Source organism: Rhizobium sp. USDA 4016, assembly GCF_056279705.1.
On the sequence record NZ_JBWCCY010000002.1, the window covers coordinates 716,172 to 732,189 of the forward strand.

Genomic DNA, 16,018 nt, shown 5'->3' on the forward strand with positions numbered 1-16,018 from the left:
TGATTATCGCCAAACCCTCTGGTAGCACTCGTTCAGACACGAACGGAGGTTGCCAGGTCATGTGCGGCATTGTTGGACTGTTTCTCAAAGACCGGAGCCTCGAGCCCCAGCTGGGGCAGCTGCTCTCGGAAATGTTGATCACCATGACGGATCGCGGTCCGGACTCTGCCGGAATCGCAATCTACGGCTCGGCTGCCGAGGGAACAGCGAAGGTGACGATCCAGTCGGCCAAGCCGGAGGCGGATTTCGCCGGCCTTGAAAATGATTTGGCAGAAGCCGGAATACCGGCGAACGTCAGCATCAAGAGCACCCATGCCGTCATTGCGATCGCTGCGGACAAACTTATGGCGATCCGGCCGCTTCTAACCGCGCTTCGGCCCGATGTGCGTGTCATGGGCTCCGGCGACAGCGTCGAGATTTACAAGGAAACCGGCCTGCCGAAGGATGTCGTTGCCCGTTTCAGCGTCCGCTCCATGGGCGGCTCGCACGGCATCGGCCATACACGCATGGCGACGGAATCGGCTGTCACGACGCTTGGTGCACACCCGTTTTCGACCGGTTCCGATCAATGCCTGGTGCACAACGGTTCGCTGTCGAACCACAACAACCTGCGCCGCGAGCTGGTGCGGGAGGGCATGACCTTCGAAACCCAGAACGACTCGGAAGTTGCAGCTGCCTACCTCACCTCCGAAATGGCCAAGGGCAAGGATCTCGGGCAGGCGCTGACCGGTGCGCTCGACGACCTCGACGGCTTCTTCACCTTCGTGGTCGGCACCAAATCCGGCTTCGGCGTCGTGCGCGATCCGATTGCCTGCAAGCCCGCTGTCATGGCCGAAACGGACCAGTACGTCGCTTTCGGTTCCGAATACCGGGCGCTCGTCAACCTGCCGGGCATCGAAACGGCGCGCGTCTGGGAGCCTGAGCCTGCAACCGTCTATTTCTGGGATCACCAGAAAGCCGCCTGAGCGGCACCTCCTGCGCATTCTCCAAGGGTTATTGAAAACATGCCTGTCATTGATCTCGCCATCACCCCTTTGCGTGAACTCAACAGCGCCCTGCACAGCATCCAGCAGGGTTCGAACGATCTTTCCTTCGAGGTCGTCAATCCGCGCGGCAGCCATTCGGTTGCCGTTGGCATCGATACGCCTGTCACGGTCGATGTGAAGGGGTCCGTCGGCTATTACTGCGCCGGGATGAACGACGGCGGAGCCGTTACCGTTCATGGTTCGGCAGGCCCGGGCGTGGCGGAAAACATGATGTCGGGCACAGTCGTGATCGAAGGCGACGCTTCCCAGTATGCGGGCGCAACGGGCCGTGGCGGCCTACTGGTCATCAAGGGCAATGCAGCGTCGCGCTGCGGCATTTCGATGAAAGGCATCGACATTGTCGTTCATGGCAATATCGGCCACATGTCCGCCTTCATGGGCCAATCCGGCCATCTGGTGGTGCTCGGCGATGCCGGCGATGCGCTGGGCGATTCGCTCTACGAGGCGAAGCTTTTCGTGCGCGGCTCGGTCAAGAGCCTGGGTGCCGACTGCATCGAAAAGGAGCTGCGGCCCGAGCATCTGACGAAGCTGGCCGAACTCCTCGAAAAGGCGGGCGTGACCGGAGTGAGGCCCGAGGAATTCAAGCGTTACGGCTCGGCCCGCAATCTCTACAATTTCAATATCGACAAGGCCGACGCGTATTAAGGCGAGGGACCATCATGAGCTATCACAACCCCTATACCCCGCCGCGCAAGTCCGCGACCTTCGACGATTATACGCTGGCGGAAATCCGCCGCGCTGCGGCGACCGGGATCTACGATATTCGTGGCGCAGGCACCAAACGGAAGGTTCCGCATTTCGATGATCTGCTGTTTCTCGGCGCGTCGATTTCGCGCTATCCGCTCGAGGGTTACCGCGAGAAGTGCGACACGTCGGTTGTCCTCGGCACGCGCTTCGCCAAGAAGCCCATTCACCTCAAGACGCCGATCACCATTGCCGGCATGAGCTTCGGCGCCCTGTCCGGCAATGCCAAGGAAGCGCTCGGACGAGGGGCGACGATTGCCGGGACCTCCACCACCACCGGAGACGGCGGGATGACCGATGAAGAGCGCGGCCATTCACAGATATTGGTCTACCAGTATCTGCCGTCGCGTTACGGCATGAATCCCAAGGATCTGCGTCGCGCCGATGCCATCGAAGTGGTTGTCGGCCAAGGCGCAAAGCCCGGCGGCGGCGGCATGCTGCTTGGCCAGAAGATTTCCGATCGCGTCGCCAACATGCGCAACCTCCCCAAGGGCATAGACCAGCGTTCGGCGTGCCGCCATCCAGACTGGACCGGCCCGGACGACCTTGAGATCAAGATCATGGAACTGCGCGAGATCACCGACTGGGAAAAGCCCATCTATGTGAAGGTCGGCGGCGCGCGCCCCTATTACGATACGGCTTTGGCGGTGAAGGCCGGCGCGGATGTCGTCGTCCTCGACGGCATGCAGGGCGGCACTGCGGCCACGCAGGACGTCTTCATCGAACATGTCGGCATGCCGATTCTGGCCTGTATCCGCCCCGCAGTCCAGGCCCTGCAGGATCTGGGAATGCATCGCAAGGTGCAACTGATCGTATCGGGCGGTATCCGTTCCGGTGCGGACGTCGCAAAGGCTCTGGCACTCGGTGCCGATGCCGTTGCCATCGGTACGGCGGCGCTGGTTGCACTGGGCGACAACGACCCGAGATGGGAAGACGAATACCGAAAGCTCGGTACCACAGCCGGCGCGTATGATGACTGGCACGAAGGCAGGGACCCGGCTGGTATTACGACACAGGATCCGGAACTGGCGGCTCGACTGGATCCGATCGCCGCGGGCCGCCGCCTCGCCAACTATCTGAAGGTCATGACGCTCGAAGCCCAGACCATCGCTCGTGCCTGCGGCAAGAACCACCTGCACAACCTGGAGCCGGAAGATCTTTGCGCGCTGACCATGGAAGCGGCTGCCATGGCGCAGATCCCGCTCGCTGGGACGAGCTGGTATCCGGGCAAGGGAGGTTTGTGAAACCGCATCAAAATAGCGAGCCGCATTTGGGAGGATGCGGCTCGTTTCCGTTGAGTGTCTGAATACAAAAAGGGGAATGACATGACACTGGATCTCTCGACATATGCCGCGGACAACGGCATCAAATATTTCATGATCAGCTTTACCGATCTGTTTGGAGGCCAGCGCGCCAAGCTGGTGCCGGCCGAGGCGATCGCAGACATGCAAAAAGACGGCGCCGGTTTTGCGGGCTTTGCCACCTGGCTCGATCTGACGCCTGCCCATCCCGATCTTTTCGCCATTCCGGACGCATCCTCGGTCATCCAGCTCCCCTGGAAAAAAGATGTGGCCTGGGTCGCAGCCGACTGCGTCATGGAAGACCAACCGGTCGAGCAGGCTCCCCGGGTTCTCCTCAAGAGACTGATTGGCGAAGCTGAAAGGGCGGGCCTGCGCGTCAAGACCGGTGTCGAGCCGGAATTCTTCCTGATCTCGCCAGATGGTTCGAAGATTTCCGACGAGTTCGATAATGCCGAAAAGCCCTGCTATGACCAGCAGGCTGTCATGCGCCGCTACGACGTCATCGCCGAGATCTGCGACTGCATGCTGAAACTGGGCTGGAAGCCCTATCAGAACGATCATGAGGATGCCAACGGCCAGTTCGAGATGAATTGGGAATATGACGATGCGCTGCAGACGGCAGACAAGCATTCCTTCTTCAAATTCATGGTGAAGTCGGTTGCCGAGAAACACGGTCTTCGCGCCACATTCATGCCGAAGCCCTTCAAGGGCCTGACGGGCAACGGCTGCCATGCCCATATCTCCGTCTGGGACCTCGAGGGTAGAAACAATGCGTTTGCCGACAAAGCAATGCCGTTTGGTCTTTCCGCCAAGGGCAAGACCTTCCTCGGAGGCATCATGAAACATGCCTCGGCGCTGGCCGCGGTGACCAATCCGACCGTCAATTCCTATAAGCGCATCAACGCGCCGCGGACGATCTCCGGTGCGACCTGGGCGCCGAACACGGTGACTTGGACCGGCAACAACCGCACCCATATGGTGCGCGTGCCCGGCCCCGGCCGCTTCGAGTTGCGGCTGCCCGACGGTGCGGTCAATCCCTATCTGCTGCAGGCAATCATCATCGCGGCGGGACTTTCTGGCCTTCGCAGCAACGCCGATCCGGGGCCGCATCACGATATCGACATGTACCGCGACGGACATACTGTAACCGATGCCCCCAAACTCCCGCTCAACCTGTTGGATGCACTTCGCGAGTACGAGAAAGACACCGAGCTGCAAGCCGCCCTCGGCACGGAGTTCTCGGCGGCCTATCTGAAGCTAAAGCAGGGCGAGTGGAACACCTATTGCTCGCAGTTTACCGCCTGGGAGCATGAAACGACCCTCGACGTCTGATATTTTCCCCGCTGCCCTTCGCGGCCTTCCACCCGCGCTGCGCACGGGTGTCTTTTTGACATCGCTGCAAGAGAGCCTGCCATGACGCAATTCATCCTGACGGTCACCTGCAAATCAACGCGCGGCATCGTGGCCGCCTTGTCCGGTTACCTGGCGGACGCCGGCTGCAACATCGTCGACTCGTCGCAATTTGACGACCTCGATACCGGTCTCTTCTTCATGCGTGTCAGCTTCCTGTCGGAAGAGGGCCTCGGTCTTGCGGAGCTTGCCGAAGGTCTAAAGCCGATCGCCGCAAAGTTTCGGATGGAAGCTGAGGTCCACGATGGCTCGCGGCGCATGAAGGTCATGCTGATGGTCTCGCGCTTTGGCCATTGCCTCAACGATCTTCTCTATCGCTGGAAAATTGGCGCACTGCCGATCGATATCGTCGGCGTCGTCTCCAACCATTTCGACTACCAGAAAGTAGTGGTCAATCATGATATAGCGTTCCACCATATTCCGGTGACCAAGGAGAACAAGCCGCAGGCGGAAGCCAGGATCATGGACCTCGTGGAAGGAACCGGCACCGAACTCATCGTGCTCGCACGCTACATGCAGATCCTTTCTGATCGCATGTGCATCGAGATGTCAGGCAAGATCATCAATATCCACCACTCCTTCCTGCCGAGCTTCAAGGGCGCCAATCCGTACAAGCAGGCCTACGGTCGCGGCGTAAAGCTGATCGGCGCGACGGCTCATTATGTCACCGCAGACCTCGATGAAGGCCCTATCATCGAACAGGACACGGTGCGCGTCACCCATGCCCAGAGCCCTGAAGACTATGTCTCGCTCGGCCGCGACGTCGAGGCGCAGGTTCTGGCGCGCGCCATACACGCGCATATCCATCGCCGCACCTTCATCAACGGCAACCGCACCATCGTCTTTCCGCCAAGCCCGGGGAGCTACGCGTCCGAGCGCATGGGGTAAAATGCAGCGTGCGCGAATAACTGCGCCGCCAGTTGCAATCGTCCGACCCTGTCGATAAGTATTTGGTACGCCATAATATGGTGTGGTCGGCTTATACTCTAGGCGAGGCCGGCGAGCATGGCATATCATGACAGGGGCGGACAATGGCGGTTGGTTTGAAAGATTCGACGATCAAAGTGGAACGGCCCGCGAAAACCCTGCGCGAACTGGCGCTGGACAAGGTTCGCGAGGCGATCGACAGCGGTCATTTCAAGCCCGGTGATCGTCTGGTGGAGCGAGATCTCTGCGCCCAGCTTGGCGTAAGCCGAACGATTGTTCGCGAGGTGCTACGGCATCTTGAGTCGGAAGGCCTTGTTGCAAATCTTCCGAACAAGGGCCCGATCGTAGCCCGGCTCGATGCTGATGAAGCGCGACAAATCTATGAAATACGCGGAGCGCTAGAGGGCATGGCGGCGCGCCTGTGCGCCGAGCGTCACGATTCTACAATCGTTGAAGCGCTCGAGGGGGCGCTCTACGATATTCGCCAGTGCTACCGCGAAAAAGACATGCCGGGCGTCCTGGCCAGTACCTCGGCCTTTTACCAGGTGCTCTTCAGCAAGGTCGATCGCCACGTTGCCTGGGGTATTGTCAATCTTCTGACTGTCAGGATCAATCATCTCCGCTCGATGACGATCAAGACGGATAACCGCAACGTCGAGGGTCCCGCACAGATGGAGCGGATCATCGAGGCGATCAGGCAGGGCGATGGTGAAGGCGCCTATCGTGCTGCGATGGACCACGTAACAAGTGCGGCAGCCATCGCCGAGGCCGTGATTTCTGCCCAATCGCCGGCTGCCTGACATCGTCGTCGTTGACGTGAAGCACAGCGGTCGTTGCCGGGCGCCGCTGCTTACGCACGCTGCGGAAGCATGAGGTTTGACGCGTTCGATTGGCTCAATCTCACGCGCAGAGTACATCGCCTCCCACAAATCGGTGCGGCGCTGCAGGTTCAGCCAAAAATCAGGACTCCAAAAATCAGGACTATTGCCGAACACGCGCCAGAATGAGCGCGGTCGGAGCCGTCACCGTGCGGCGATTGTTGCAAAGCGTTCACGCACCACTTTGTCACCTCATCGACAGCGATCGTCGTCGAGATCGGCCTTGAACGTCTCGAATTGACTGCTCGGCGGGATCCTCATGTCCCGACCGAAGCTCTCATTGTCAATCATGTGGAGTCTGCGAAACAAGCGGCTTTCGAGATCGGATGCAGACGCGCCGAGGAGCAAATTCGGCTCTAAACGAGGCGGAGTGGCTCGCCTCTGTGAACCCGCATATGGCGTCGGGATCAGCAAGAATTCTCTAAGTACCTGATCGAAATACAAAATCGATTGAAGAAGACGCCGCAGCCGCTTGTTCGAACAAGGCTATTGACGAATTAATATTATGGCATACCATAACACCATATGTTGCTGAGGACGCCGCATGATCCAGATACGCAAGACGCTGTTGCAAGTTGAAACTACCTTGATCGAAGGCAAAAAAACCGCGCCGCTGCCGCTGAAACTGTATTCGGCTTTCGCGGTGGTTAAGAATCCATGGGCAGGCAAAGGCTTTGTCGAGGACCTCAAGCCGGAAATCCATGCGGGCGCCCCTGTGCTCGGAGAATTGCTGACCCGCATGATCATCGAAGCCGTTGGTTCGGGGGAAGCCGTCGAAGGTTATGGCAAGGCCGCGGTCGTCGGTCTCGACGGCGAAATCGAACACGCTTCAGCGCTGATCCACACACTGCGTTTTGGCAATCACTACCGCAATGCCGTCGGCGCCAAGTCTTATCTTGCCTTCTGCAATACCCGTGGCCCGGCCAATGCGCCGATCATGATCCCGCTGATGGACAAAAACGACGAGGGCCGCCGTTCGCATTACCTGACCATTCAGACAGCCATTCCCGATGCCCCGGCCGCCGACGAGATCGTCGTAGCGCTGGGTGCGTCCGTCGGGGGGCGTCCGCACCATCGCATCGGCGACCGCTATCAAGACCTCAAGGATCTGGGCCACGACGTCACCAATCCTGCCGGCGTCTGAGAAAGATCAGCTGGCGTCATGCAAACGAGACACTCCAGATTGTCGGAAGAGGCATCGATGCAGTTCCAGCGCCAGCACACCATCAACGGCGTCTCATACTTCGAGGCCGGTGAAGGCGAACCGCTGGTTCTGATCCATGGCGTCGGCATGCGGGTCGAGGCTTGGGCCCCGCAGATCGCGCTGTTTGCAAAGACGCATCGTGTCATCGCCGTCGACATGCCTGGACACGGAGAAAGCGCCAAGCTGCCGGCCGGAAGCAAACTTGAAGACTTCGTTGCCTGGTTCGGCCGGTTTCTCGACGAGTTGAACATCGATGCCGCCAATGTCGCCGGCCACTCCATGGGAGCTCTGATCTCCGGTGGGGCTGCTACTACCTTCGGCAGGCGGATCCGGCGGGTCGCATATCTTAACGGCGTCTATCGCCGCAATCCCGAGGCGAAAGCAGCGGTCATGTCTCGCGCAGCTGCAATCCGCGCCAATGGCGTCGACCGCGATGGCCCGCTGAAACGATGGTTCGGCGACGATGACAATAGCCTTTGCGCGCGCGATCTCACGCGTGGCTGGCTGGGCATGGTCGATCCCGAGGGCTATGCCATCGCCTATTGCGCCTTTGCCGGCGGCGACGATACCTATGCGGACCGCTGGCGCGATGTTCGCTGCCCAGCTTTGTTCTTGACAGGCTCCGACGATCCCAATTCGACGCCGGAAATGGCGACGCAAATGGCGGCGATCACCCGAAATGGCTGGGCTCGCATCGTCGACGGCCATCGGCACATGGTTAATCTCACCGCGCCTCATACCGTGAATAGGCTGCTTGCGGAATGGCTTGAACATCGAGAGGAGGAGCCGAGATGACACCAGAATCCATCGATCCACGTGCACTGAGAGACGCCTTCGGCGCTTTTCCGACCGGGGTAACGGTCGTGACCACCCGCGATTGCGACGACCGGCCGATCGGCTTTACGGCAAACTCATTTACATCGGTCTCCCTCGATCCGCCTCTTCTGCTGGTCTGCTTGGCAAAGACCTCACGCAACTATGCGACGATGACGGGTGCGAAGCACTTTGCAATCAACGTCCTCTCGGAAAGTCAGAAAGATGTGTCGAACACCTTTGCGCGGCCAGTCGAGGACCGTTTCGCCGCAGTCGAATGGTCTGAAGGCAAGGCCGGCAGTCCAATATTCGCGAATGTCGCGGCGTGGTTCGAGTGCGCCATGGAGAAGATGGTGGAAGCTGGCGACCACGTCATCCTGATGGGGCGCATCACGGCCTTCGAGAATACCGGCCGCAACGGATTGGGCTATGCCCGCGGCGGTTACTTCACCCCAATCCTTACAAGCCGGGCCGTTTCGGCCGCAGCGGAAGGCAATATTGAGCTCGGTGCCGTTCTGGAGCGCGACGGCGATGTTCTTCTTCTCGGCGATGACATACTTTCGCTGCCGGGCTGCGACGGCAAGGAAGGCAGCCCGACCGAAATTCTGCGAGATTATCTTGAAGATCTGACCGGGCTGAAGGTTACGATCGGTTTCCTGTATTCGGTCTATGAAGACAAGAGCGAGGGAAAGCAGCACATTGTCTACCGTGCCTTTGCATCGGAAGGCGCTCCGGCCGCTGGACGCTTCCTGAAGCCCAAATCACTCACTGCCGAGCAATTCAAGACAAGTTCGACGGCCGATATCATCGCGCGTTTTGCGCTGGAGAGTTCGATCGGCAATTTCGGGGTTTATTTCGGTGATGAGACTGTTGGTACGGTCCGCCCGGTTGCAGCGAAGGTGGCACAGGCATGAAGTTTTCTCTCTTCGTCCACATGGAACGCCTCGACGCAAGCCAGAGCCACAAAGGCCTTTATGACGAGTTCGTGGCTCTCTGCGAGATCGCTGACAAAGGTGGCATGCATGCGATTTGGACGGGCGAGCATCACGGCATGGATTTCACCATCGCGCCCAACCCCTTCGTGACCATCGCCGACCTGGCGCGTCGGACGTCGCGAGTGAGATTAGGCACAGGAACGGTGATCGCACCGTTCTGGCATCCGATCAAGCTTGCCGGCGAGGCGGCCATGACCGACATCATCTGCGACGGCAGGCTCGATATCGGGATTGCCCGTGGCGCTTATTCGTTCGAATACGAGCGTCTGCTTCCCGGTCTGGATGCCTGGGCCGCCGGCCAGCGCATGCGCGAGCTCATTCCGGCTGTCAAAGGTATTTGGAAGGGCGACTACGCCCACGACGGCGAGTTCTACAAGTTTCCGTCAACCACGTCGGCGCCGAAACCGCTGCAAAAGCCCAATCCGCCGATCTGGGTCGCAGCCCGTGATCCGAATTCCCACGAATTCGCCGTTGCCAACGGCTGTAACGTCCAGGTCACCCCGCTTTGGCAGGGTGATGACGAGGTGGAAGCGCTGATGGGGCGGTTCAATGACGCTTGCGCGAAGCATCCGACGATCGAGCGGCGCAAGATCATGCTGCTGCGTCATACCTATGTCGGTTCGTCGGACGCAGACATCGCGCAGGCGGCTCATGAGCTCAGCCTCTACTACAACTACTTCTTCGCGTGGTTCAAGAACGAGAAGCCGGTCACGCAAGGTCTCATTGAGCGAATTCCCGAAGCTGAAATCAACTCAAACGCCATGCTGTCGGACGCCGTCATGCGCACCAACAACGTTGTCGGAAGTCCACAAACCGTAATCTCGCGCCTCAAGACCTATGAGGCCATGGGTTATGACGAATATTCCTTCTGGATCGATACGGGCATGAGCTTCGAGCGCAAGAAAGCATCGCTTCAGCGCTTTATCGCCGAAGTGATGCCGGCATTTGCGGAGTGAAGCCTATGCAGCGTTTCCAGTATTATATCGATGGTCAATTCCTGGACGGTGAAGCACGCTTCCCAAGCGTTGATCCGGCCTCCGGGAAGGATTGGGCTGACTTGCCGGAAGCGCGCGAGGGTGATGTGGACCGGGCGGTCAACGCCGCTGAACAGGCACTCTATAACGGGGCCTGGTCAAAGATGACGGCCACGCAACGCGGCAAGCTCATCTACCGGCTCGCTGATCTGGTCGCAGCCAACGCACAGAAGCTGGCAGAGCTCGAGACTCGCGACACCGGAAAGATCATCCGGGAAACGTCGGCGCAGATCGCCTATGTCGCGGACTATTACCGCTATTACGCCGGCATCGCCGACAAGATTGAAGGATCCTATCTTCCCATCGACAAACCTGACATGGATGTCTGGCTTCGCCGTGAGCCGATCGGCGTCGTTGCGATGGTCGTGCCCTGGAATAGCCAGCTGTTCTTGTCTGCGGTCAAGATCGGGCCGGCTCTTGCAGCCGGCTGCACGATGGTCGTCAAGGCCTCGGAAGACGGGCCAGCGCCGCTTCTGGAATTTGCGCGCCTCATTCACGAGGCAGGCTTTCCTGCGGGCGTCGTCAATATCATCACCGGCTTTGGCGCGTCCTGCGGGGCAGCACTCAGCCGCCATCCTAAGGTCGCGCATGTTGCCTTCACCGGTGGCCCCGAAACGGCGCGTCATATCGTGCGAAACTCGGCGGAGAACCTTGCCTCCACGTCACTCGAACTGGGCGGCAAGTCACCCTTCATCGTTTTCGCCGACGCCGACCTTGAGAGTGCCGCCAATGCTCAGGTCGCGGGTATCTTTGCTGCGACCGGCCAAAGCTGTGTCGCCGGTTCGCGCCTGATTGTCGAGCGGTCTATCAAGGATGAGTTCCTGACCCTCTTGAAGGGCAAGGCAGAGGCGATCCGTATCGGTGCTCCGTTGGACATGGCGACCGAGGTCGGTCCGCTTGCAACGCGGCGCCAGCAGGAGCACATAGCAGCGCTCCTCGACAAGTCCCTTCAAAGCGGCGCCCGCCTTGTCACCGGTGGCCATAGGCCCGGCGGTGAAGGCTACTACTTCCCGCCGACAATTCTTGACTGCGACGGCGTCAATTCCCCTTCGCTGGTCAACGAATTCTTCGGTCCGGTTCTGTCCGTCGTCTCGTTCGAAACAGAATCCGAAGCGCTCGCGCTTGCGAACGATACGCATTATGGGCTTGCCTCTGGCGTCTTCACCCAAAACCTGACGCGTGCTCATCGCCTGATGAAGGGAATTCGCGCCGGCATCGTCTGGGTCAACACCTATCGCGCCGTCTCGCCGATCGCGCCATTTGGCGGGTTCGGTCTGTCCGGGCATGGCAGGGAAGGCGGCATGGCCGCAGCGCTCGCCTACACCCGGACAAAAACGATCTGGCTGAGGACGTCGGACGACCCGATCCCTGATCCTTTCGTAATGCGGTGATGGCGATGTTTTACGAGATCCGGACTTACAGACTGAAGAACGGTGCGATCCCGCAATATCTGAAGGTTGTAGAAGAGGAGGGGATAGCCATTCAAAAGAGCCATCTCGGCAACCTCGTCGGTTACTTCTATTCGGAGATCGGCACCATCAACGAGATTGTCCACATCTGGGCGTTCGCGAGCCTGGACGACCGTGAGGCAAGGCGCATGCGCCTTATGGCTGACCCTCGGTGGCAGGCCTTTCTGCCGAAAATCCGCGATCGGATCGAAGTGGCGGAAAACAAGATTATGAAGGCAACCAGCTTCTCTCCAAAAAGCGGGGACGGACTGCCGGCATAGGAATGCGCATAAGACACTCCAAAACAAGGAAAAGGGAACATGAAACACACATTTGCATTCACGGCCTTGGCGGCAATCATCGCAGTAGCCATTCCCGCAAAAGCCGAAACGCTCGTCTTCTCAAGCTGGGGAGGAACGACGCAGGACGCGCAAAAGGCAGCCTGGGCGAACCCATATACGGAAAAGACCGGACTGCAAGTGGTGCAGGATGGCCCCACTGATTACGGCAAGCTGAAGGCCATGGTCGAGGCGAACCAGGTAACCTGGGACGTCGTCGATGTCGAAGGTGACTATGCCGCGCAGGCAGGCAAAAACGGACTGCTTGAGAAGCTGGATTTCTCCGTCATCGACAAGTCCAAGCTCGATCCGCGTTTCGTAACGGATTATTCCGTCGGCAGCTTCTACTATTCCTTTGTGATCGGCTGCAATGCGGATGCGGTTGCTGCTTGCCCGAAGACCTGGGCCGATCTGTTCGACACGGCGAAGTTTCCAGGCAAGCGCACCTTCTATAAATGGTCGGCGCCCGGTGTGATTGAGGCGGCGCTCCTGGCTGACGGTGTTGCCGCCGACAAGCTCTATCCGCTTGACCTCGATCGCGCATTCAAGAAGCTCGATACGATCAAGTCGGAGATTATCTGGTGGTCAGGCGGCGCCCAGTCGCAGCAGCTGCTGGCATCCGCCGAAGCACCGTTCGGAAGCCTGTGGAACGGCCGCATGACAGCGCTCGCCAAAAGCGGCGTTAACGCCGAAACCTCCTGGGAGCAGAATATTACCGCCGCGGATTCGCTTGTCGTTCCGAAAGGCGCTCCGAATCTTCAGGCAGCCATGAAGTTCATCGCGGTGGCAACCTCGGCAGAACCGCAGGCAGCGCTTGCAAAAGCCACTGGGTACGCGCCGATCAATCTGGAATCGGCCAAGTTGATGGATCCCGAGACGGCCAAGACACTGCCGGATCGGCAAACGGCCAGTCAGGTCAATGCGGACATGAGCTACTGGGCAGAAAACCGGGATGCTATCGGCGAGCGGTGGTACGCATGGCAGGCAAAATAGGCTGAAAAATGCAGCGCAACGCACGGCGAGCCCATGCCCGCCGTGCTAAAAGCGCAGCGTGCTCGGTCGGCCCCGGGACCTGCGGCGCTTGTCCGAACGTTCGGCAGGAAGGACTGTCATGTCGACCTATAGTGATGCTTCCAGCGTGGGTGCGCCGGTGCCAAGAGCGCTCAGGCCAACAGGTTTCAGCGGGGTCGTTCCGGCTCTCGCCTTCGTGGCCATCTTCTTCATCGTGCCGGTGGCGGCACTGTTGCTGCGAAGTGTATTGGAACCGGTTCCCGGCTTCGGCAACTATGCTGAGCTGCTTGGATCTGCAACCTATCTCAAGATTTTCGCCAATACCTTCATCGTATCGGGCTTGGTGACCGCTATATCGCTCTTGATCGGCTTTCCCGTTGCCTGGGCGCTGGCAATCATGCCTGGAAGGCTGGCATCGGTGATTTTTGCGATCCTGCTGCTGTCGATGTGGACAAATCTGCTGGCGCGCACCTATGCCTGGATGGTGCTTTTGCAACGGACGGGTCTCATCAACAAGATGCTGATGGGCATGGGGCTGATCAATCAGCCGTTGCCGCTCGTCAACAATCTGACAGGTGTGACGATCGGCATGACCTATATCATGCTGCCCTTTATCATCCTGCCGCTCTACGGCGTGATCAAGAAGATCGACCCGGCAATCCTGCAGGCGGCTGCCCTTTGCGGTGCCAGCCGGTGGCAATGTCTCACGCGCGTTCTCCTGCCGCTGGCGGTGCCGGGCATGGCTGCAGGTGCCCTCATGGTTTTCGTCATGTCGCTTGGCTATTTCGTTACCCCCTCGCTTCTCGGCGGTACGGCGAACATGATGCTGGCCGAGCTGATTGCCCAGTTCGTCCAGTCGCTGGTCAATTGGGGCATGGGGGGAGCGGCTGCCCTGGTACTCCTCGTTGTAACGCTTTCGCTCTATGTCGTTCAGCTGCGTTTCTTCGGCAGCCAGAACACCGGAGGGCGCTGACATGCTGCTTAACTTCGATCGTCTCGGTTGGTGGAAATACGCGCTTTTGACGATCACCATCCTGGCGGCTGCATTTTTGCTGCTGCCGATCTTCTTTATCGCGGCCCTTTCCTTTGGATCCTCGCAGTGGCTGATCTTTCCGCCTCCTGGCTGGACGCTGCAATGGTACCGGGAACTTCTGGCCGATCCCCGGTGGCTGGAATCGGCCTGGACGAGCTTTAAGATTGCATCGATCGTCACCGTGCTTTCCGTTCTGCTCGGTCTTGTGACGTCGTTCGGGTTGGTTCGAGGAACGTTCCTGTTCCGTGACGCGCTCAAGGCGCTCTTCCTGACGCCGATGATCCTTCCCGTCGTCGTTCTTGCCGTCGCACTCTACGCCTTCTTTCTAAGGGTGGGCCTCGGTGGAACCTTGGCGGGCTTCGTGATCTCTCACCTCGTCCTTGCTCTTCCGTTCTCCATTCTGTCCATTTCCAGCGCGCTTGAAGGCTTCGATAAGTCCATCGAGGACGCGGCGATCCTTTGTGGCGCCTCGCCGCTTGAGGCGAGGATCCGAGTAACGCTGCCTGCAATCAGCCACGGGATATTTTCCGCCGCTGTCTTTTCGTTCCTGACATCCTGGGACGAGGTGGTTGTGGCGATCTTCATGGCGAGCCCAACGCTACAGACCCTGCCGGTAAAAGTATGGGCCACGCTCAGGCAGGATCTTACGCCGGTCGTGGCTGCCGCGTCGACGCTTCTCATCCTTTTGACGATCCTCTTGATGGCGCTTGTCGCTCTCGCACGCAAGGTACTGAAATCATGAATGACGCTTTCCTTCAGATCAAAGGTATCCGCAAGGAGTACGGCCCTGTTGTCGCGGTTCACGATGTCAACCTGCACGTTCAGCGCGGTGAGTTTCTGACCTTCTTGGGACCGTCGGGGTCGGGAAAGAGCACGACGCTTTACATCCTGGCGGGTTTTGAAACTCCGACAAAAGGCGACATCACGCTTGACGGCAAGACCCTGCTGGAAACCCCTTCGCACAAGCGCAACATCGGAATGGTCTTTCAGCGCTACACGTTGTTTCCGCATCTGACCGTTGGTGAAAACATTGCCTTTCCACTGAAGGTCAGGCGCAAGTCCAAGGCCGAGGTCGACACCAAGGTGAAGGAGATGCTGCGTCTCGTTAGACTTGAAGGATACGAGGATCGCAAGCCCGTACAGATGTCGGGCGGCCAGCAGCAACGTGTCGCCCTCGCCAGGGCGCTTGCCTACGATCCTCCGGTACTTCTGATGGACGAGCCGCTCTCGGCGCTGGACAAGAAGCTGCGGGAGGAAATTCAGCACGAAATACGCAGGATCCACCAGCAAACTGAAGTGACGATCCTATACGTGACCCATGACCAGGAAGAAGCGCTGCGGCTGTCCGATCGCATTGCGGTATTCTCTAAGGGTATGATCGATCAAATTGGCACTGGGCCGCAACTCTATGCCAACCCGCGTACGCGCTTTGTCGCTGAATTCATCGGCGACAGCGACTTCATTTCCTGCGATCTGTTGTCATGTGCAGATGGAAAGGCGACGATCTCACTGGGCGGGGCGGCAGTTTTTGACCGGATCCCGGTCCATGGCATGGCGTCTAACGGCAAGGGGGCTCTCATGCTGAGACCGGAACGCATTCGGCTATCGCGTCATGATGGCGGCAACGGTCTCAGTGCAACAGTCAGGGACATCACCTTCCTCGGAAATAATATCCATGTGGCAACGGCAACGGCCGCCGGTGAAACCCTGTCGGTGCGACTGCCTTTTGGGCACGAGGCAATCGCCGGCCTGAGCCCTGGGGACCGGGTTCGGCTTGAATTCGACCCCAGTGCCGCGCAAGTGTTCTGTTGAGGTTCGGGCATGAAGCCCGACGAT

At 59.1% G+C, this 16,018-nt stretch carries 16 protein-coding genes and 1 pseudogene; 16 read left to right on the forward strand and 1 reads right to left on the reverse strand.

Going from position 1 to position 16,018, the window contains the following annotated elements; genetic code table 11:
* Positions 1-59: 59 nt before the first annotated feature.
* The 6 genes from ACZ9DP_RS04380 (at position 60) to ACZ9DP_RS04405 (ending at position 6,228) form a co-directional block, all read left to right on the forward strand.
* Positions 60-965, forward strand: a complete 906-nt coding sequence (locus ACZ9DP_RS04380; protein ID WP_476200438.1) for a class II glutamine amidotransferase — start codon at positions 60-62, stop codon at positions 963-965.
* 39 nt (positions 966-1,004) lie between these two features.
* Complete coding sequence (locus tag ACZ9DP_RS04385; protein WP_476200440.1) at positions 1,005-1,691, forward strand: protein GlxC; 687 nt, start codon at positions 1,005-1,007, stop codon at positions 1,689-1,691.
* Between the two features lie 14 nt (positions 1,692-1,705).
* Entirely contained in the window at positions 1,706-3,034 is a 1,329-nt protein-coding gene (locus ACZ9DP_RS04390) for an FMN-binding glutamate synthase family protein (RefSeq protein WP_283072892.1), read from the forward strand.
* A gap of 81 nt (positions 3,035-3,115) precedes the next feature.
* Entirely contained in the window at positions 3,116-4,423 is a 1,308-nt protein-coding gene (gene glnT, locus ACZ9DP_RS04395) for a type III glutamate--ammonia ligase (RefSeq protein WP_074073143.1), read from the forward strand.
* Between the two features lie 81 nt (positions 4,424-4,504).
* Entirely contained in the window at positions 4,505-5,389 is an 885-nt protein-coding gene (gene purU / locus ACZ9DP_RS04400; RefSeq protein WP_476200442.1) for a formyltetrahydrofolate deformylase, read from the forward strand.
* 143 nt (positions 5,390-5,532) lie between these two features.
* Positions 5,533-6,228 (forward strand): GntR family transcriptional regulator, encoded by a 696-nt coding sequence (locus ACZ9DP_RS04405; protein WP_239603095.1) that lies wholly within the window; start codon positions 5,533-5,535, stop codon positions 6,226-6,228.
* Between the two features lie 57 nt (positions 6,229-6,285).
* On the opposite strand, the pseudogene ACZ9DP_RS04410 reads toward ACZ9DP_RS04405, so the two are convergent.
* Positions 6,286-6,475, reverse strand: a pseudogene (locus ACZ9DP_RS04410) (helix-turn-helix domain-containing protein); the annotation flags it as partial.
* A gap of 375 nt (positions 6,476-6,850) precedes the next feature.
* Between ACZ9DP_RS04410 and ACZ9DP_RS04415 the strand changes: the two are divergent.
* From ACZ9DP_RS04415 to ACZ9DP_RS04460, 10 genes are all read left to right on the forward strand, one after another.
* Positions 6,851-7,450, forward strand: a complete 600-nt coding sequence (locus tag ACZ9DP_RS04415; protein ID WP_476200443.1) for an amino acid synthesis family protein — start codon at positions 6,851-6,853, stop codon at positions 7,448-7,450.
* A 57-nt stretch (positions 7,451-7,507) separates the two neighbouring features.
* Complete coding sequence (locus ACZ9DP_RS04420) at positions 7,508-8,305, forward strand: alpha/beta fold hydrolase (protein WP_476200445.1); 798 nt, start codon at positions 7,508-7,510, stop codon at positions 8,303-8,305.
* On the forward strand, positions 8,302-9,237 hold the full coding sequence (locus tag ACZ9DP_RS04425; RefSeq protein ID WP_476200447.1) for a flavin reductase: 936 nt from the start codon (positions 8,302-8,304) through the stop codon (positions 9,235-9,237). The genes ACZ9DP_RS04420 and ACZ9DP_RS04425 overlap by 4 nt, the downstream gene beginning before the upstream one ends.
* Entirely contained in the window at positions 9,234-10,274 is a 1,041-nt protein-coding gene (locus tag ACZ9DP_RS04430) for an LLM class flavin-dependent oxidoreductase (RefSeq protein ID WP_476200449.1), read from the forward strand. Before ACZ9DP_RS04425 ends, ACZ9DP_RS04430 begins: the two co-directional genes overlap by 4 nt.
* A gap of 5 nt (positions 10,275-10,279) precedes the next feature.
* Positions 10,280-11,743: an aldehyde dehydrogenase gene (locus ACZ9DP_RS04435; protein WP_476200450.1), complete on the forward strand. Its 1,464-nt coding sequence runs from the start codon at positions 10,280-10,282 to the stop codon at positions 11,741-11,743.
* Positions 11,744-11,748: 5 nt separating this feature from the next.
* Positions 11,749-12,081: an NIPSNAP family protein gene (locus ACZ9DP_RS04440; RefSeq protein ID WP_476200451.1), complete on the forward strand. Its 333-nt coding sequence runs from the start codon at positions 11,749-11,751 to the stop codon at positions 12,079-12,081.
* A 39-nt stretch (positions 12,082-12,120) separates the two neighbouring features.
* Positions 12,121-13,131, forward strand: coding sequence for an ABC transporter substrate-binding protein (locus ACZ9DP_RS04445; RefSeq protein WP_476200452.1), 1,011 nt, complete (start codon positions 12,121-12,123; stop codon positions 13,129-13,131).
* A gap of 118 nt (positions 13,132-13,249) precedes the next feature.
* On the forward strand, positions 13,250-14,122 hold the full coding sequence (locus ACZ9DP_RS04450) for an ABC transporter permease (RefSeq protein WP_476200453.1): 873 nt from the start codon (positions 13,250-13,252) through the stop codon (positions 14,120-14,122).
* A 1-nt stretch (position 14,123) separates the two neighbouring features.
* Entirely contained in the window at positions 14,124-14,924 is an 801-nt protein-coding gene (locus ACZ9DP_RS04455; RefSeq protein ID WP_372416676.1) for an ABC transporter permease, read from the forward strand.
* The gene (locus tag ACZ9DP_RS04460) at positions 14,921-15,994 is read left to right on the forward strand and encodes an ABC transporter ATP-binding protein (RefSeq protein ID WP_476202198.1); all 1,074 of its coding nucleotides are present in this window, start codon (positions 14,921-14,923) and stop codon (positions 15,992-15,994) included. Before ACZ9DP_RS04455 ends, ACZ9DP_RS04460 begins: the two co-directional genes overlap by 4 nt.
* Positions 15,995-16,018 lie beyond the last annotated feature (24 nt).